This is a genomic window from Paenibacillus assamensis DSM 18201, assembly GCF_000422445.1.
Classification (GTDB): domain Bacteria; phylum Bacillota; class Bacilli; order Paenibacillales; family Paenibacillaceae; genus Paenibacillus_B; species Paenibacillus_B assamensis.
The window spans coordinates 36,849-54,035 of record NZ_AULU01000020.1; the positions used below are offsets into that span (position 1 = coordinate 36,849).

General features: G+C 41.1%; 20 protein-coding genes. 7 read left to right on the forward strand and 13 right to left on the reverse strand.

The window, feature by feature from the left end; translation table 11 throughout:
- Positions 1-54: 54 nt before the first annotated feature.
- Entirely contained in the window at positions 55-1,683 is a 1,629-nt protein-coding gene (locus H580_RS0112040; protein WP_036605159.1) for an ATP-binding protein, read from the forward strand.
- 71 nt (positions 1,684-1,754) lie between these two features.
- Positions 1,755-2,489, forward strand: a complete 735-nt coding sequence (locus H580_RS0112045) for a response regulator (RefSeq protein WP_028595015.1) — start codon at positions 1,755-1,757, stop codon at positions 2,487-2,489.
- A 65-nt stretch (positions 2,490-2,554) separates the two neighbouring features.
- Here the strand turns inward: H580_RS0112045 and aiiA are convergent, their stop codons facing one another.
- From aiiA to H580_RS24110, 8 genes are all read right to left on the reverse strand, one after another.
- Positions 2,555-3,313: a quorum-quenching N-acyl homoserine lactonase AiiA gene (gene aiiA / locus H580_RS0112050; RefSeq protein WP_028595016.1), complete on the reverse strand. Its 759-nt coding sequence runs from the start codon at positions 3,311-3,313 to the stop codon at positions 2,555-2,557.
- Between the two features lie 143 nt (positions 3,314-3,456).
- Entirely contained in the window at positions 3,457-4,455 is a 999-nt protein-coding gene (locus H580_RS0112055) for a hypothetical protein (RefSeq protein WP_028595017.1), read from the reverse strand.
- 257 nt (positions 4,456-4,712) lie between these two features.
- A complete protein-coding gene (locus H580_RS0112060; protein ID WP_028595018.1) occupies positions 4,713-5,246 on the reverse strand; it encodes a hypothetical protein in 534 nt (177 codons plus the stop codon).
- Between the two features lie 100 nt (positions 5,247-5,346).
- Positions 5,347-6,234 (reverse strand): CPBP family intramembrane glutamic endopeptidase, encoded by an 888-nt coding sequence (locus tag H580_RS0112065; RefSeq protein ID WP_245583555.1) that lies wholly within the window; start codon positions 6,232-6,234, stop codon positions 5,347-5,349.
- Positions 6,235-6,316: 82 nt separating this feature from the next.
- Positions 6,317-6,937 carry an ABC-2 transporter permease gene (locus tag H580_RS0112070; protein ID WP_028595020.1) on the reverse strand — a complete coding sequence of 207 codons (621 nt, stop codon included), beginning with the start codon at positions 6,935-6,937 and terminating at the stop codon, positions 6,317-6,319.
- Complete coding sequence (locus H580_RS0112075; protein WP_028595021.1) at positions 6,930-7,796, reverse strand: ABC transporter ATP-binding protein; 867 nt, start codon at positions 7,794-7,796, stop codon at positions 6,930-6,932. Before H580_RS0112075 ends, H580_RS0112070 begins: the two co-directional genes overlap by 8 nt.
- Positions 7,793-8,176, reverse strand: a complete 384-nt coding sequence (locus H580_RS0112080) for a GntR family transcriptional regulator (RefSeq protein WP_028595022.1) — start codon at positions 8,174-8,176, stop codon at positions 7,793-7,795. Before H580_RS0112080 ends, H580_RS0112075 begins: the two co-directional genes overlap by 4 nt.
- Before the next feature lie 221 nt (positions 8,177-8,397).
- Complete coding sequence (locus tag H580_RS24110; protein WP_051217431.1) at positions 8,398-9,630, reverse strand: phosphatidylinositol-specific phospholipase C; 1,233 nt, start codon at positions 9,628-9,630, stop codon at positions 8,398-8,400.
- A gap of 232 nt (positions 9,631-9,862) precedes the next feature.
- On the opposite strand from H580_RS24110, the gene H580_RS24115 reads away from it, so the two are divergent.
- Both H580_RS24115 and H580_RS0112095 read left to right on the forward strand, forming a co-directional pair.
- Positions 9,863-10,207, forward strand: coding sequence for a hypothetical protein (locus H580_RS24115; RefSeq protein WP_051217432.1), 345 nt, complete (start codon positions 9,863-9,865; stop codon positions 10,205-10,207).
- A 189-nt stretch (positions 10,208-10,396) separates the two neighbouring features.
- On the forward strand, positions 10,397-11,098 hold the full coding sequence (locus tag H580_RS0112095) for a MerR family transcriptional regulator (RefSeq protein ID WP_028595023.1): 702 nt from the start codon (positions 10,397-10,399) through the stop codon (positions 11,096-11,098).
- A 91-nt stretch (positions 11,099-11,189) separates the two neighbouring features.
- Here the strand turns inward: H580_RS0112095 and H580_RS0112100 are convergent, their stop codons facing one another.
- From H580_RS0112100 to H580_RS0112110, 3 genes are read right to left on the reverse strand one after another with little or no spacing between them, the layout of a single operon-like run.
- Positions 11,190-11,720: a GNAT family N-acetyltransferase gene (locus H580_RS0112100; protein ID WP_028595024.1), complete on the reverse strand. Its 531-nt coding sequence runs from the start codon at positions 11,718-11,720 to the stop codon at positions 11,190-11,192.
- 58 nt (positions 11,721-11,778) lie between these two features.
- The gene (locus tag H580_RS0112105) at positions 11,779-12,252 is read right to left on the reverse strand and encodes a GNAT family N-acetyltransferase (protein WP_028595025.1); all 474 of its coding nucleotides are present in this window, start codon (positions 12,250-12,252) and stop codon (positions 11,779-11,781) included.
- Between the two features lie 15 nt (positions 12,253-12,267).
- Complete coding sequence (locus H580_RS0112110) at positions 12,268-12,609, reverse strand: DUF1904 family protein (RefSeq protein WP_028595026.1); 342 nt, start codon at positions 12,607-12,609, stop codon at positions 12,268-12,270.
- A 142-nt stretch (positions 12,610-12,751) separates the two neighbouring features.
- Between H580_RS0112110 and H580_RS0112115 the strand changes: the two genes are divergently transcribed.
- Positions 12,752-13,888 (forward strand): serine hydrolase domain-containing protein, encoded by a 1,137-nt coding sequence (locus H580_RS0112115; protein WP_245583556.1) that lies wholly within the window; start codon positions 12,752-12,754, stop codon positions 13,886-13,888.
- Positions 13,889-13,975: 87 nt separating this feature from the next.
- On the opposite strand, the gene H580_RS0112120 is transcribed toward H580_RS0112115, so the two are convergent.
- Both H580_RS0112120 and H580_RS0112125 read right to left on the reverse strand, forming a co-directional pair.
- Complete coding sequence (locus H580_RS0112120; RefSeq protein ID WP_028595028.1) at positions 13,976-14,998, reverse strand: serine hydrolase domain-containing protein; 1,023 nt, start codon at positions 14,996-14,998, stop codon at positions 13,976-13,978.
- A 74-nt stretch (positions 14,999-15,072) separates the two neighbouring features.
- Complete coding sequence (locus H580_RS0112125; protein ID WP_028595029.1) at positions 15,073-15,927, reverse strand: MerR family transcriptional regulator; 855 nt, start codon at positions 15,925-15,927, stop codon at positions 15,073-15,075.
- A 279-nt stretch (positions 15,928-16,206) separates the two neighbouring features.
- Here H580_RS0112125 and H580_RS26665 point away from each other — a divergent pair, with 279 nt between their 5' ends.
- Positions 16,207-16,644, forward strand: coding sequence for a transposase (locus H580_RS26665; protein WP_245583557.1), 438 nt, complete (start codon positions 16,207-16,209; stop codon positions 16,642-16,644).
- Positions 16,620-16,808 carry an IS3 family transposase gene (locus tag H580_RS25890; RefSeq protein ID WP_245583558.1) on the forward strand — a complete coding sequence of 63 codons (189 nt, stop codon included), beginning with the start codon at positions 16,620-16,622 and terminating at the stop codon, positions 16,806-16,808. Before H580_RS26665 ends, H580_RS25890 begins: the two co-directional genes overlap by 25 nt.
- Positions 16,809-17,187: the final 379 nt, after the last annotated feature.

The window sequence follows — 17,187 nt, forward strand, 5'->3', positions numbered from 1 at the left end:
ATTTATTATTTCACAATGATAGAAAGACGTAAATGGTAGGGAGCGAAACTAGCCATGCACCAAATCAACATTCGCCACTTGCGATACATACGCAATTTGCCTGTATATGGTAAAATTGCACTACTTGCATTTGGTCTAACTTCGTTCTCTCTCTTAATAGGCGGCATCATCGTCGTAGGCATTATGACACGTATGACCGAGGATGAGCTTGGTCGCCGATTAATGACGACAGCGCGAACCGTTGCAGAACAGCCGCATATCCGAGAAAAGGTCCAGCTTCCGGTAGCAGCAGCACAAGACATCGCCTACGAAACGGAAAATATCCGAATGATTAATGAAGTATCTTATATCGTCGTGCTCAATATGGACCGAATTCGCTATTCGCATCCGATCACGGATCGGATCGGTAAGTCTATTACGGATGATAAAGACGTGGAGCCCGCGTTCGCGGAGCATTCTTACATATCTAAAGTAAGAGGCGAAGCTGGTCCCGCGCTGCGGGCTTATGTGCCAATCATGAATGTGCAGCATCATCAAGTAGGTGTTGTTATGGCTGGCTTGCTGCTGCCCAGCATCAACCAGATGATTTGGGAACAACGTGGGCCCATTGCGGCAACGCTCATGCTCGCCCTTCTATTCGGATTGCTTGGGGCGTGGCAGCTATCCCGAAATATTAAGCGGCAAATGTTCAATTTGGAACCGCAAGAGATCGCGCGCATCTTATTAGAACGCACAGCTGCTTTTCAAGCGATGCACGAGGGTGTTATCGCAGTAGACAACAAAGAGCGCATCACTATTTTTAATGAGCGTGCGAAGCAAATTTTTGATATCGAAGGCAATCCAGTTGGCCAGCCCATTCGTGATGTCATTCCAGATACGAGGCTTCCTGAAATTTTGACGTTGCAGCAGCCCATTTATAATCGAGAGCTCATCGTGCGCAACGCGGTGATTTGGAGCAATCGTATTCCTATTACCGTGCAGGGCCAGACTGTCGGAGCAATTGCTATTTTCCAAGACCGAACGGAACTAGCCCACATGGCGGAAGAATTAACAGGTGTTAAGGCATTTGTCGATGCGCTGCGCGTCCAAAATCATGAGTATATGAATAAACTCCATACGATAGCAGGCCTTATTCAGCTCGAACATTACGAACAAGCACTCGATTATTTATTCGAGGTATCTGAACGGCAGGAAGAACTGCTTTCCTTCGTTAAAGAACGCTTTTCAGATGAAGGGATCGGCGGACTGCTGCTCAGCAAAATTTCACGTGGTCAAGAACTTGGTATTCACGTAGAATTAGACAAGCGTAGTGGATTGACACAATTTCCACCGAAGTTGGATCGACACGATCTTGTGCTGCTGCTCGGAAACTTAATTGAAAACGCTTTCGATGCTTTGGAGTTGTCTGAACGCGAATGTAAAGAAATAGTAGTCAGCATAGAACAAGATGATGAAGTGCTGTCGATTATGGTCGAAGACAACGCGAACGGAATGGACGAATGTACACAGCAGCATATGCTTGAAAAAGGTTTTTCCACTAAAGCTGTCGACGGGCGCGGCATCGGTTTGTACTTAATTGGCAACATCATTGAAAAAGGCTGCGGCGAGCTTGTCTGTCACTCCTCTATTGGAAACGGAACATCCATGATTATCATCTTTCCGATGAATGAGGATGCATCTTAATCTGCAATGGATAACCATGTAACTATGTATAACTAGGTAAGATGATGCGCTTGTGAAAGGAGTCAAAATCCATGAATAAGAGGCAACCTCAAATAAATGAGTACCGTGTCTTGCTCATTGAAGACGATCCGATGGTGCAAGAAGTGAACCGCCAGTTTGTTGAAAATGTGACTGGATTTCGTGTTGAGGGCATCGCTGGAAACGGTGTGGAAGGTTTGAAATTGGTGCGGGACTTAGAGCCCGACCTCGTATTTCTTGATATGTTCATGCCTGTACAGGATGGCGTCGAAACCCTTCGGCAAATTCGGGCTGAAGCCCTTCCTGTCGATGTTATAGTGGTGACTGCGGCTAAAGATCTGCCTACAGTGAAAAACATTATGCAAAAAGGTGTCTTCGACTACGTTATCAAGCCTTTTAAGTTCGAGCGTATCGCGGCGGCACTGGAGCAATATCGAGCGTATCGTCAGGCGCTGCACGAAGAGCGCCATATTACACAGGCAGAACTGGATGCGATTTTACGCAGCACGACTACGGGCTTTGTATTAGATGCTGGGGCGACATTGCCGAAAGGCTTGCAATCAAGTACCATGCGACAAGTCATTCATTTGCTCCAGCACCAGCGTTCCTTTTTAACTGCGGAAGAAGTAGCTGACGGTGTGGGTTTGGCGCGGGTAACTGCCCGCCGTTATTTAGAATATTTGGTTCAATCAGGATCTGTTCGCCTTGATATCCGATACGGCAGCGTGGGCAGACCGGTAAATCGTTATGGACTTCTATCATCTGTCGATCAGCACGAACGTTCTTAACATCTCTAAGGATGTAGTTGCAAGTGAGAATAGAAACATTTCTCCTTTACAAATGTTCTTCCTAATTAATAAAATTTTGGATATACTTCCTGTACCTTTCCTTGGTCAATATCATGACCAAAGAAAATGATGTTCGGCTGTATTTCCTCCATTTTCTGTTTGATTCGCTCAATAGATTGATTGGCCTGCCTATGATCGTACGTAAAAAATGGGGTCCCTTCTTCATAATTGCTTCGCGTATACGCCATATCTACAGTTAATAAAATAGGACCTGTTTTCATCGTTGTCGCAAGCACGGATTGATGCCCAGGTGAATGTCCAGGCGTAGACAAAAGCTGTAACCCTGGGAACGGTTCAGTATCACCTTCTACAATCTTGTAATTCAGATTTGGCAGCAAGCATTCTGGAGGCGCATATGCAGAGTTCCTCTGTCTAACCATTTCCCATTCCTGCTGTTGAATATAAATCGGTGTATCAGGAAAATAAGGATTACCTCCAGCATGATCCATGTGAAGATGCGAATTGATCACTGCGATCATATCACTTGGTGAGTAACCTGCCTTTTTTAGCACAGAGACAATATGATCATCACGCTCCATTAGCGGAATGATTCGTCCTTCGTATAAAGTACCCTTAAAATAATCGGGGTTGTTCATAAAGGATTCAGGCATTCCCGTGTCAAATAGGATCGGACCGTCCTGAGTGACCAATAAAAAAGACCAAATTGGGATGGTCACTATCTGACCTGGCCGTACCGTTTGATTAAGTATGGAACAATCCAAGGAAACTTTGCCTGCTGGAAGCCAATACAATTTTTCGATCATTACAATTCACCTCTATTAAAATGGATGGTTGCGATATTTCTAAAGTAGATATAGATTAAAAACCTCCTAGACAAATAGGAGGTTTTAGAAAGCTAGGATGGCTCCGAATACCTTTGTCTTCGTTTCACATAAATGCCGTAACTTTATTGGATGAATTGGGAAGCGTTGAAATCATTGAAATAGTGCACTCCGTCATGCAACAGGTCCGTCGATGTCTTTTTTCGATTCGTATTAAACCAGAGCTTATCACCATGGGCAACTCCGACACCTTCAATTTCAAATAATTCTGGATAGGTAGAGGAAGTAATGCGGAATGAAAGATTATTATCTGCTTGAATCGTACCCGAAGCACTTGCTACATTACGATAAACAAGTACAATGCTGACATTTTTATATGTCATCGGTACAAAGATTGTATCTTTATAAAGACCGAATCCTTGGAATACATAGGAGCCGATGTTTGATAAAGGGCTGCCGTTAACGAGTGCATTTTGTGTATTTATACTAAAGGCAGTTGATAGATTAATCGTCCCACTGTTGGCAGTTAGCGGAATAGTTCCTTTGTAAAAATTATGTCCTGTTTTGAAAAGAAACGTAATGTTGTTGGCATCTTTACTGAGGATTTTTACACCTGACATTGCCTTATCCGTACCATTTAGTTTGATCGTATAGTCACCAACTTGGTAATACGTGGAGCCTACATACTTCAGTTTTACAAGACTCATATTGCCAGCTTTCATCGTGATAATAAACATATAGAGTTCGCCGTTGATCGTGCTAAGTACCATATCGTTGGCATGGTATAGGTTAGTCGTGTAGGTCGTACCGGTGTCACCGTTTGTCATAAGATTCGTCGCACCTGTGGTCATATTCGTACGGTAAATGACCTGCTTGGCATTGCCATTGGCAACTTTAACGGTATAGGTATAAGTAGAACCCACGGCAAATGCCTGTGCGGAATTTCCACCATTCGCATTTTCAAGCGTTGAGACAGTCGTATAGGTGTTGAAATAAGCGGCACTAGCTGTGATCGGGAGCAGCATCGTAGATATAAGGAGAAGGACTACAAATAGGTTCAACCCTTTCTTGGGCCTCACGGTCATGTTAATTGTACCTATTCTTCTGGGAAATATACTTTTCATACATCATACCTCCAAATCTTTTTGTGATGATAGGAAGAAGTTGTGGTAAAACGTTCATCGGGGAAATCGTAGACTTATTTCGTGACATAAATATACCCGCAGCCCTATGAAAAGTCCAGTAATTTCTGGATATAAAAAAATAGCTGCTGCAGCTTACTCAAAATAAAAAAAGCCCGCCTAAACGGACTTTTCTTAAGTAAAAACAATTTAATTTCTACCAATCATTGTTTCTGAGAATGTTATCAATTCTTCCTTCGTCAAAGGATTATCCGCATTCGTAAAGATGCTGTAAGACTTATCCTTGCCATACCAAGTAAGTACGTTTTCTTGTGGTTTTTTATTTGCCGCATCTTTTTAGCTGGGTAATATTTATACTCATTCTGCTTTTTACTATGTTTTGAATCTACCTCGTAAAAATGGATACGCACATAGTTGTCCCCATTTGAAAACTTCATCGACGATGCTTCTATTGTGTTCCATGTGTATTTTTTAGAATGTACTGCTTTGCCATTCTTTGCTGCTTCCTCTCTCAAATCTTGCTTAAACTTTGGATCTAAATTGGCCATATCTTGTAATTGATAGAGTCGATAACATTCATCAATTGTAATGTTCGCCTTTCCGTTATACAACTTATCAAATTCTTCTCTACTTAATCGTTTGTTTTCATTCTGGGAAACGGAAGCAGACGTAACTGTTAATTTTTGATTCAACTGTGCCACTACAGTGTCTGGTTGTTGAATTGAGCTAACACTTGGCTTTGCATCAACCAATGAAACACTGCTTAGTGCCAATATCGTGGAAATTCCTAAAATGGATAAGCTATAAAAATGCTATAGCAGTAGACTCAGAAGCTTTATTTAAATAGTTAATAATGATCATACATTCATTTATTTAGTTTGTAAGAGAATCATCTCGCTTCATTATCCTTTTCTGTACGAATAGCTTAACCCCCAATATTACGAGGGATACAACACTGCCTCCAATAATCACCACTAGAGGAATCATGCCTATAGTCCCTGGCATGGATTCATCAAAAGTTATCATCGGTGGTGAGCCATATGCCTTGGCCATGACAATAAATCTCATTATTTCTAAATACGCAAGATGAAATCCAATCGATGCCCATATGTTCCCGCTCCATAGACGAACCAATTGCAACACAAGTCCAAAGCTTAAAATGAGTATGATGTAACCCATATGAATACTGTTGCCCGGAGCCATTCCAACGAGAACTTGAAGCAGAGTTACCGATATAGGAACAGAGATAAATAGCAGCATTTGCAATGGTATAGCCAGCCATGTGGCAAATCGATCACGCAGCACATCATATAGGAATCCTCGCAGTCCCAATTCCTCTGGGAAAGCTTCGTATAAGAAAGCGATAATGATATTTATGAACAGCGCAGCAAACCACTGATCAGGTGCATGCCATTGTACATTGGCTATTAATCCTTGAGTACTGAGTATAATGAAACCCACCGCAGCGAGCGCTATTGCAAAGAACATGCCTGTAAACAAGTGATATAACTTTTTCCACGAATATTCCAGTGTTCTAGGTTTAACTCCAGTTATCCGATACACATATCGATACAAATATAAAATAGTCGGAACAATAAGCGCAGTCATTACGATGGCTTGAACCCATTGTTGACCCATCCTTGGCAACCCAAACACCTGCTCAGCTACTGCGGCTGAACAAGTAGCGAGGAACAATCCTAGTACTATGGTTGCCCACCCAGCAAATATGAATTGTATCCATTGCATAGTTTTCATTTTCATAGGACAAGCTCTCCTTTACTTATTATCTATACCGTTACCTTCTATATGAATCTTTAGCCTTACAGTAGCATTTACTTCTATGTTATAAGTCCTTCTTCGTAAACAGATATACCGTTACATAACAAGATGCAGCAAACAATATTAAGGTACTACATAATGATCCATATACGAGTGGATAATTAATTCCATTTAGAGATGCCCTGTGAATGGTCTGAGCTACGGGATCTGCCATTATAAGAAATAGGCATAGAAATATAACATTTAACACAGGCGCCCCTTTTTCACTTAAGCTGTAAAAAAGCGGCAAGTATACGGAAGCTAGAACAAGCACAATCGCAATAGGAACCAAAATATCTATCATGCTGTAATCTACGGTGATGTACCCAGGAACGGCTATTTTCACTAGCGAGTGAACAATATAAGAAGCAAGTACTGCAATAATGATACAAATGAGAGATATCACATATTTGGCCTGCACAATATGTTTGCGACTGACAGGTAATGTAACTAGAAAATGATGATTATGATTTTTAGTATCGTTAAGCGTAAGGCTGCTAATTGTGGAAAAGGCTGTAATGATACCGACAAAATGCATAGACATTTCTTTTTTCATAAAAAATATACAGAATATTGTAAAAATTAAGATACTCATTGCTAAAGATGTTTTTGCCGCTATGAAGTCTTTACGAAGTAGGTTAAGCATGAACGCGGCCTCCTTTGGCGTTGTAATAGATAATGTCTTCTAAGGATGCTTTTTCAAATACAGCGTAATTGCCAAATAATTGCTCGGCCGCATGCCTATCCTCCACTAATCCTTCAAATCCGAAAGCCGTCTCACGCACCCCAGCAAATTTCTTTCGAATGTCCGAATCAAGCAGTTGCCTGTCTCCTTTCACTATTGCGTACCTATCAAGCACTTCATCTTTCGGTTCACTAAATACGAGCTCCCCACGGTTAACGAAACTAATATAATCAGCAATACGATCCAAATCCGTTGTAATATGGGTCGAGAAAATAATTGTATTTCGCTCGTCCTGCATCATCTCCGCAAGTAGATCAAGTAATTCTCTTCTAAACACAGGATCAAGCCCAGAGGTCGGCTCATCCATGATGAGCAGCTCTGCCTCATGAGATAGAGCCACGGCAAGCGCAAACTTTATCTTCATCCCTTTGGACAACTGTCCAATCTTCTTCTTGGGCGACAGCTCGAATCTTTCCAAATAACGATTAAACTTTTGTTCATTCCATTTCTTATAGAACGGAGCAATTATACGCTTCATATCACGAATCGAAACATCTTCATAATAAAAGCAATCATCTGACACGATACCGATGCGCTGCTTAATGTCGATCTCCTGTTTAGGCATGTCATACCCTAATATTTTTACGCTGCCAGAATCGGGGCGAACCATACCGAGCATCATTTTAATTAAAGTGCTTTTACCGACGCCATTTGGTCCAATCAGTCCGGTAATATACCCTCGCTTCACATCCAAAGATACGTTGTTAACCGTAAATTGAGGGTATATTTTCGTTAGATTACGTAATTCGATTGCATTCATGATGTCTGATCCTCCTCGAACAATAGTGTCAGATGCTCCATTACATCTTGCTGACTCATGTTTAATTCTTTGCTGTCTTGGATGACTTCCAATAGCTTCTCTTCTAATCGTTTCATTCGTTGCTCCCGAATAAAGTCTTTGTTGGCTCCTGATACGAAACAACCTTTGCCTACCACGGAATCGATAAGCTGCTCTTTCTCCAGCTCTTCATAGGCGCGTTTCGTTGTAATGACACTTACTTGCAAATCTTTAGCTAGCTGCCTAATCGACGGAAGGCTATCACCGGCTTGCAATTCCCCACTTAAAATACTCTGTCTGATCTGGTTCAATATTTGCATGTAAATCGGATCGCCGGATGCATTGGAAATAATAATGTTCATGTTCTACCACCTGGTTTATGTTAATCGATTAACTATCGTATATATACAATATATACACTATTTACTTGTACGTCAACATATGAATGGATGTACAAATGAAGTTTAAGTATTTTACCTATTGATCTATCCTCCATTGAGAATATCAACTTGGCTCATGCACAATGAAAAAACCGCCTAACGGCGGCTTTTAAAGGAGATATTCAGATTCGTTCTAGAGACAGTTAGACTGAAAATTTATTAGTCGCAATGATTCTTTGCACTAAGCTTGGGATCGGTTTGTTCGGGAAATCCATAATTATCGTACCTATTCTCTTCGACGCTGTTTGCTCCAAGTAACTGTACATACGGGAATTAAGACCTTCAATACCAGGGCTACCTTCTGCAACCGTATAAGGATAGGCACCAGCGGATGTCCCAGATGTAAAATTGAGATACCAGTCTGTGTGTACACCATCTACAGCACGATCCAAAAGTGATTTGACATGATTCCACTTACTACCGATATGAAATACGGTTGGTACTTTGTATTCATCTTGAATCCGAAGAACAGCATAAGAGCTCTCAATCGAGAACGTTGCATCATCCTTCCATGCCGTTGCATCTACACCTAGAGAAAGATTGGACTTAAAACGGCGAAGCAGCACAATTTTCCCCCGCACCTCATCTAATCTTGGAACGTTCTCATCTAAATACCACATCGATTCATTGCCTTCCAAATACCAGCGGAACGTATCTTCAAAGCTTCTCGTGTCATCCGCATCGTCGTATTCATGTTTTACCGACATAATAATCGTCTCTCGCGGATGATCTTCTAAAAATTTCAGACATACATCTCTGACTCCACCGCCAAACATTAAATGCTGGTACATTATACCGTGGTGAATTGCAAATCGATTCTCAATATGGCGACATCGAATGTCTATGAATCGAATACCAGCATCCAACTGCTCTCTGAGCGTCTGTGTCTGGCAAATGGCCAAGTCCCCACCATATAAGGCACAAGTATCATGTGTACCAGGAATGTTAAGCTCAGACAATAATGGATTTCCCGCTATTTTATCCATCCATCCGTTAGTAGGCAAACGCAGTGATATCGTAATCTTGTTCCAATTATCTCCGGAAACTTGCGTCGCAATGTATTTGCCTGCACTTTCACCATGTAGTGTAATTTCCCGTTTATGATCATGGCGGGCATCGTATTGATCATTTCGGAATGAAATGGTATCGCCATTTTGAAATTGCATATGGAGGGTATACCACGCTGAACTTGCCCAATAGTTAAGCTCTTCACGTTCCTCACGGCTGTTGTAGGCTGCAAGACTTACATTTTGAAAATTATGATCAGGCCTTGATACCCCATCCCAGTCATAATTATCGGTATCCGTCACCCAAATTCGTACCATTTGTAGCGGAGTATTATTGGTTATTTTCAAATCCGTTCGAATAGATGCCATCATTCTCCTCCTTTATGTACATTTGTAGCACTCAATGATCCTAACTCACGAAAAATTATATGATTTCCAATTAAGTACGATACCAAGTCTATCAGTAGCTATTCAAGTTAGTAATTAACAATCATTTGTGAAAGGAAATTGATTACTGATATCCATCATGTATCACCATTATTTAGGCAGATGCATAGAAATATAGCATCAGACAATATCTGATAAGCAATGGAGGGATATCATGACGAATGAATTGCATTCACAATTCGATGCATTTATTAATAGTGCTGCATTTTCACTAGACCCGTGTACGGTCGCAACCGCTATCGCTTTAACGAATCAGCCAGTAAGGGAAAAGCTTATTGAAAAATTCAATGCAGGATATATGTATAATGGATATGGATGTTTAAAAGTTGTTGGGAATCTAGGGGTTTCCTACGTTGCTTTTAAATTTAGTTGTCCTGCTGGCGTTCATTGCTTTATCAATCCATCATTTGTAGCAGTAGTTAATTTAGTAACAAAGAAAGTTATAGATATTATTGACCCTTTTCATGTTTCAGAATATGAAGAGTTACGATTGAATTAAATGGTACTTCCTATTTCGTCCATGAAATCGTACCGTTAAAATTATTGTTGAAGATAACTATACGTGGCAGTGGATGCTCTCGCAGTTGCTTGTCACATTAGTGAAAGGATTTACTACACTGGACAAGCGCAAAACCTTATAATTAACTTTATTGTTCTACTAGATACAAGGGAGAGGCTCAAGTTGACGATGCGTCCTAAAAAACTGGCGTCCACATTCATGATCAGCACCAGCACCTTGCGAAATTACGAAGCTAAAGGCCTTATTCCCCCTGCTGAACGATCTGCTAATGGCTATCGTGTTTATACGAATTTGCATGAAACTTATTTGGCGTGTATTCAAGCAATGGCTCCAGCTTTCGGAATGGAAGTAACTACGGAGGTACTGCATAGCCTCCATCAAGCGAAGCCGTACGATGCTTTATGGTTAGTGCGGGAGCGAGAAGTCGCTTTGCATGAGGAAAAAATGAGATTGGATAAGCTGATCGAAGATATTCAACGATATACAGAAGGAAGTCCAGCTCTCCATCAAGAAATAAGACTCTCTATAAACGAAGTCTCAGAAATAACGCAGGTTTCCAAATCAGCAATCCGCTATTGGGAGCAAGCTGGCTATGTGACGGCAGATAGAGACCCTACTAACCATTATCGTCATTATAACAGGGCACACTTGCTTAAAATTAGGCTGTTGCAAGTACTGCAAAACTCTGTTTATTCAGAAGACACCGTCCAATTGAAGCAATCGATTGCTTCAGCGGAACATACAGATTCATCACACCTCCTACAACTGGCTAAAAATATCCGTTCGTATTTCAATCAGCTCATCGAAATGCAAATACGAGGGATCGCGAATCTGTACTCATTAATGAGGCTAACACAAACTCCTCAATAGCGAGATATCGAGCCTAGGTAACATCTGAAGAAGGACAAACTACCTAAAGCATAAAGAAACCGTCCTCTCTCCAAAGGACGGTTTTCTTTACTTATCGATCAGTACCAACCTTTTTACTATCTATCTTGTACACCTTGCTATACAAAATATCTCTATATTGTGAAAACTCATCCTCAGTGAGTGTCCTAGGGTAACTCATCACCTGCAGCGGAACATCCGGCTGTCCTTCCTGAAGTGATGGTTGTACATATCCGAAATCATTGAGGTGAAGCCCCAATCGTTCATAAAAACCGATTCTCCTCTGAGCCAAGTCCGTCTCAGGCAACTCGACTTCCAAAATAACGGGATTTTGTGACTCGCCAATGTAATCGCTCATTAACTTGCCACCGATACCACTTCCCCGCCCAGCTGGGGTGACCGCAATATGTTCAACAAAGCAGAACATGGAAAATTCCCATACAGCCATGAAAGCAATCAATTGATTCATGTCATTAACTTTCGAAATGATGCGGTAGTGTGGATCGTCTAACAACTGCTTCTGTCCATCATACGTTCTCCGCTCATATTCAGGAAAGGAATCTTGCATAATCTTATAAATCGTATCGAAATCTTTTTCGTTCATGTATAATTTCTCCTTGTGTAAACTGATTATTGGTCATCTGTTTCGACAAAATGTTTAACTACGTTAATTGTTTCATCATTTTAAAGTTTACTAGTGTAACACCGTTTCGCTCAACATTCTGTGTTTGCATGATTTGGTATCCTCGATTCAAGAAAAAGGGCTTTGCTGTAATACTTGCATCCGTGCTCAGCCGCGTCAGAGCAAGTTTATTGGCCTCGAACTCAACCATATTTACTAATGATGAAGCGACTCCTTGCCGTTGAAAATCTTTATGCACGTACAGCCTATCCAAATATCCACTATGGGACATATCAACAAAGCCAACCATTGTTCCGTTTATATGAGCGACATATGAGATGTTGTTACGTAAAGACTCTGTCCACAGCTGTTCTTTATGCAATTGATCGTCTTTAGACGCCCATGCGTCTAATTGTGCTGACGAATAATCCCGAGCGTTAATGGCATGTACAGTCTCATAAAAAAGCGAAATAACTTCTTTTATGTCGGAATCCATATACCGAGTGATTTGTATACTCATCTCTATTCTTTACATAGAAGCCGATGTTTTCGGTAAAGCATTCAATGGCTTCCCCTCTTTGTAGTAAAGCGAAGGTGATAATATAACAAAGAAGATGTGTGGATGCTGACATCCATAGTCACTTACCTTTGCATATATCATAGAAGCAACGGCATCATGAATTTCTTGTTCACGTTGAAACATATATATTTCTACCGATAACGGTGAATTAGTAATTTGATCCACATGAAGAAGTTCTATTTTCACAATCTCTCTTGGAATATCAACAATGTTAGAAAATTTCTCAATAATAGCCGGTGATACTTGTTCGATAATGCTTTTATCAAATCCCTTAAATCTCAAAAATGGCATACAATCAATTCCCCTTCTACATACTTATTATTAGTATACAGCTAATTAACGTACTTTAATATCACTGAATTTTTGCGATTTTATACAATTAAAAGTATATAATTTACACGATACATTTTCGCACCAGGAGGTTTCGATCATATTGAATAACCAAAACAATCATTCCTATGATTTAAGCAAATTAGCTGCGATGCTGCACAAAGACCATATCGCATGGAGCTTCCGCAATATGGACAAGATCATGCCTAAGAACGATATTCACGCGTCAGAGCGACCCTTTTTGTTTGAAAAGAAAGAACTTCCACTAACGGAAATTAACTATGAATTTGATGGGCGCAGCAGTAACGTTGCCGAGTACTTGCAAAAGGTTTCTGCTACCGGATTTCTCGTCATTCATGACGATACGATTGTGACAGAGCAGTACTACAATGGTTATAACCAGCATTCGACCGCCATGTCGATGTCTGTAGCCAAATCGATCGTTTCTGCTCTCGTTGGGATTGCAATGGAGGAAGGTGCTATGCAAGATGTCCTTGATCCTGTCACATCGTATTTGCCTGAGCTTATAGGAAGCGGCTTTGACGGGGCTAGTATTAAAGATGTGCTGCAAATGTCATCCGGTGTACGCTTCAATGAAGACTACATGGATAAGGATGCAGAAATCCACACCTTTTTGAGTGACGTGTTCGGTGAAAAAGCTGTTCCAATCTCGAAATATGTACAGCAGCTGACAAAATTACAGGAGCCAGGTCAGTTTGAATATAAGAGCGTCGACACGCAAGTGCTTTGGATGCTGCTTGAAAGAACGACAGGTACAAATGTTTCTACTTACTTAGAAGAAAAGCTTTGGAAGCCGCTCGGTATGGAGCAGGATGCTTATTGGAGCACCGATCTACATGGCAATGAAATAGCATTCACCTTTATAAACGCGACACTACGGGATTACGCTAAGTTCGGAAGATTGTATTTGTATAATGGCAACTGGAATGGGAGCCAAATTATATCTGAGCAGTGGATTAAGGAATCGGTCACACCCGATAGAGCGGATTTGATGCCAGGAGCAGCTAATGATTTCTTCGGTTATGGATATCAATGGTGGTCTCCACTAGGCAGTGACGGAACGGAGTTTATGGCACGAGGTATATACGGACAGCATATTTACGTGAATCAAAAGGAACGAACGGTTATCGTTAAATCGGGGGTTGATCCTACCGTATTTAACATTCATGACTATGAGGCAGTTACGGCTTACCGTACGATCATTGAGCATTTGACGTAAGTAAGTTGGACAAGGGACTGCTTAAAAAACCATCCTATGATTGTTTCATCAGGATGGTTCTCATGCTTCAAGTGTAATAACTTGTATTTACGATATACATGCGGGGACAATGCATTCTTTAATCAATGTCCATCTATCATTAGCATTCATCATGAAGGATGATGATATGGTTACAACGAGATTTAGTTCTGGAATGCAGCAAATGACATTTCCACCATCCCCTAATGCTAAGTTTGCACGAACACCATCCTCCTCTCGTAACCACCAAAGATAACCATAATGATTGGCATTCAGCGCCGTTGATTCCTCTATCCATTTATGCGGAATGATCGACTGATTATCCCATACCCCATGCTTCAAATATAGCAAACCGAAACGTGCCATATCACGCGTGCTTAGTGTAAGACCCCAGCCTCCAGTGGAATAGCCATTCGGATCGCGAACCCACCCTCTCACCTTATTCCCGAACAAGTCCTCGAAGCCAAATGACTCCATTTCATAGTTCGGAATTTCTTTCATACCTATGCGGCAAAATAAGTGCATGTTGGCGAACTCACGAGCACTTTTCCCTGTACTGCGTGTAAGGATAGCTGACAGTAAGTGTGCTCCTGCAGTGGAATACTTAAAGGAGCCAAGCTCCCCGTTCTGCCCGAGCATATCCAGCGTATAGGTTATCCAATCTTGCTGCATGCATAATTTATCTAAGGGTTCACGCCAGTCTTCAAATGGATATGGAACTGTCATAGTGAGAAGATGTTTTATAGTGATTTCATGTTTTTTCTTACTCGTGGCATCGGGCACATATTCAGGGAAGAAGTCCAATATTTTTTGGTCTACACTTTTAAGGTATCCCTGTTCTACAGCAATACCAATAAGCGCAGATAGAATACTTTTCGTTACAGATGCTACATGATGTGTATCATTCGGGCTGTAGCCATTAAAATAATTTTCGTAAGCGATACACCCATTTCTTACAACAACGATACCATTTATATTTTGATAGTTGGATTGCACCAAATGTTCGAGTTCAGCAAGTTTATTGGCATCCATTTTCAAAAGGCTAGGGTCAGTGACTTGCCATTCTGCTGTTGGATTGTCGATTCTTTTCATGTATATGTACCTCCTATACTGTCACTAACCGTGATGATTTTTATGTGGTAAGTATCTAGGAAAGTGTCTTGTCTTCAGGACTCAAGTGTCTTAGGTCGTGCGGCTATTTTTTTCCTTACAGGGAAATACACCTCTGTGACCATCTCCTCAGGTGCTGCACCCTGTTTGGGATCGGTTACATAGATTTCATAGGGTGAATCCACCAATTCATAGTTTTCATGTTCTATCCATTCTCTCAGCCTAGCGTAGATCGATGTCAACTCTGCATATGCTCCAGTTAAAACCGTCTTTGCACAAAGACCAGCAGGTAAAACTCTCGTTCCCTTTATCGCTTCTTTAATGGGAATCGCAAATTCCGTATCATTCCCTGATGGATTGAATTCTGGACTATGATAAATTGTCATCGGCGAACCTAGCATCATTAGTTGTTCAGTCGCAATCTTTTCATACAAGCTGTTAAAATACATACCATATCCAGTAGTGTAGTCTTCCCTACTCATCATTTTGCGTAAATATAAAATATTCATTGGCTGGGACTCTACAAGTTGTACGTTTATTTGATCTAGATAGGCCATAATCGGAATGCCCTTTTCTAAATTTAAAATATCACTAGTCATTTGCGTTAAAGTGTACTCCATCGCATGCAGCCTATCTTGTATTTCTCTTTTCTTTCGATGAAGAACAGAGCAAAGTTTCTCTTCTGCTACATCCTCTTCCAACTCCAGAATAGCTTTGATTTCTTCGAGCGAAAAGTGATACGATTTCATGCGAGTAATAAAGAGCATTGTTTTGAGCTGCTTGATGGAGTAATATCGATAACCGTTCTCTGGGTTAATCTCCTCCGGTTGAATTAAGCCCATCTCCGCGTAGTAGCGAAGCGTTTTTGTAGAGACTTCGCATATTTTCGAGAATTCACCAATCGACAGCACTAGATCTCCTCCGTTCTCTCTTTTGTACTGAGCTACTTGTTGCATCGCTATCGGAACTTGCTGCCATTTCACTGTACACTTTCCCCTAAGGGCAAGGTCAACACCAAAATGACATCAAGTTATTCGCTAAATTGAATTTTGACTCCGCTTTATGAACAAGCGCTCGTTACTGACGACTCAAAAATCCCCATTCCAATTGGAGTGCACCCCTTATAGTGGACATTGGATAAACACCCCTGGTGTTACAACCGATGAAAACCTATAGGGGGTGCTTTTGTTATGGCGAAGAAGGGGCAAACATTCGTTTCATACAGCTTCGAGACGAAGAAGAGAGCAATTGAAATGCGGCTTAGAGGGATGACCAAAAAGAAAGTGGCAGAGGAACTAGAGATAGCCGACATTGGACGGCTAAAGCATTGGATGCGTAAGAACAATCATATGGGCGATTTTGGACCTATGGATCATCGTGGAAAAAGAGAGCAGTACATGGATGAAAGTCGCTACATCAAACGTTTAGAGATGGAGAATGCTGTCCTAAAAAAGTGGTTGGCCATTACGAAGGCGGAGGTGTACCAGAGAAGCATAGGCTCGTCCATGAGCTCCGTGAAAGCTTTAGTGTTACAGAGCTCTGTAACGAGGTTGGAGCCCAAATCAGCATGTCACGACGAGACAATTGTTATGACAATGCCTCAATGGAGAGTTTCTTCTCACACTTAAAAGTGGAAGGTCTCTACCCTTATAATATTCGAACCGTCGAAGAAGCACAAATGAGAATTGAGAGCTACATCTATTTTTATAACAACAGCCGTCCACAAAGAAAATTAAACAAGCTAACTCCGGTACAATACCGAAATCAGCTTGTTGGCAGTAGTGTTTCTTAATTGTCCACTAAATAGGGTCTTGACCAAAATAAAACTAAGCCTAAAGGAACTGTTATCTCTCGAAAATGACGTCACAGTCATTAAGCTATTCTTGCTAATAGCTTGTCTATATTTAAATCTTAAAGGTTTAATTCAGCAATGGTATACTTAAAAAGGTATAACAAATAACCGTCCCAGGGGTTTTGGAAAGCTTTCCCTCAGAAGGTTTGCATTTTCTTATTCAATTCAGTCGAAATGCTTCTTTTTTGGGGTAGTACCAGCGTAGCTGACACCATCCACAAACGCATGACTACCACATCGCCATCAAGCTAGGACCATCGCCCCAACGGAACCCAGCGATTTTCTTCGTCCAGCTTTTCACCGAAGGGCAAAAAAAATC

What these genes read in the sequence shown, in the direction of transcription:
- H580_RS0112040 (WP_036605159.1), top strand. Translation starts at nt 55, where the DNA reads ATGCACCAAATCAACATTCGCCACTTGCGATACATACGCAATTTGCCT.
- H580_RS0112045 (WP_028595015.1), top strand. Translation starts at nt 1,755, where the DNA reads ATGAATAAGAGGCAACCTCAAATAAATGAGTACCGTGTCTTGCTCATT.
- aiiA (WP_028595016.1), bottom strand. Translation starts at nt 3,313, where the DNA reads ATGATCGAAAAATTGTATTGGCTTCCAGCAGGCAAAGTTTCCTTGGAT.
- H580_RS0112055 (WP_028595017.1), bottom strand. Translation starts at nt 4,455, where the DNA reads ATGAAAAGTATATTTCCCAGAAGAATAGGTACAATTAACATGACCGTG.
- H580_RS0112065 (WP_245583555.1), bottom strand. Translation starts at nt 6,234, where the DNA reads ATGAAAATGAAAACTATGCAATGGATACAATTCATATTTGCTGGGTGG.
- H580_RS0112070 (WP_028595020.1), bottom strand. Translation starts at nt 6,937, where the DNA reads ATGCTTAACCTACTTCGTAAAGACTTCATAGCGGCAAAAACATCTTTA.
- H580_RS0112075 (WP_028595021.1), bottom strand. Translation starts at nt 7,796, where the DNA reads ATGAATGCAATCGAATTACGTAATCTAACGAAAATATACCCTCAATTT.
- H580_RS0112080 (WP_028595022.1), bottom strand. Translation starts at nt 8,176, where the DNA reads ATGAACATTATTATTTCCAATGCATCCGGCGATCCGATTTACATGCAA.
- H580_RS24110 (WP_051217431.1), bottom strand. Translation starts at nt 9,630, where the DNA reads ATGGCATCTATTCGAACGGATTTGAAAATAACCAATAATACTCCGCTA.
- H580_RS24115 (WP_051217432.1), top strand. Translation starts at nt 9,863, where the DNA reads ATGACGAATGAATTGCATTCACAATTCGATGCATTTATTAATAGTGCT.
- H580_RS0112095 (WP_028595023.1), top strand. Translation starts at nt 10,397, where the DNA reads ATGCGTCCTAAAAAACTGGCGTCCACATTCATGATCAGCACCAGCACC.
- H580_RS0112100 (WP_028595024.1), bottom strand. Translation starts at nt 11,720, where the DNA reads ATGAACGAAAAAGATTTCGATACGATTTATAAGATTATGCAAGATTCC.
- H580_RS0112110 (WP_028595026.1), bottom strand. Translation starts at nt 12,609, where the DNA reads ATGCCATTTTTGAGATTTAAGGGATTTGATAAAAGCATTATCGAACAA.
- H580_RS0112120 (WP_028595028.1), bottom strand. Translation starts at nt 14,998, where the DNA reads ATGAAAAGAATCGACAATCCAACAGCAGAATGGCAAGTCACTGACCCT.
- H580_RS26665 (WP_245583557.1), top strand. Translation starts at nt 16,207, where the DNA reads ATGGCGAAGAAGGGGCAAACATTCGTTTCATACAGCTTCGAGACGAAG.
- H580_RS25890 (WP_245583558.1), top strand. Translation starts at nt 16,620, where the DNA reads ATGGAGAGTTTCTTCTCACACTTAAAAGTGGAAGGTCTCTACCCTTAT.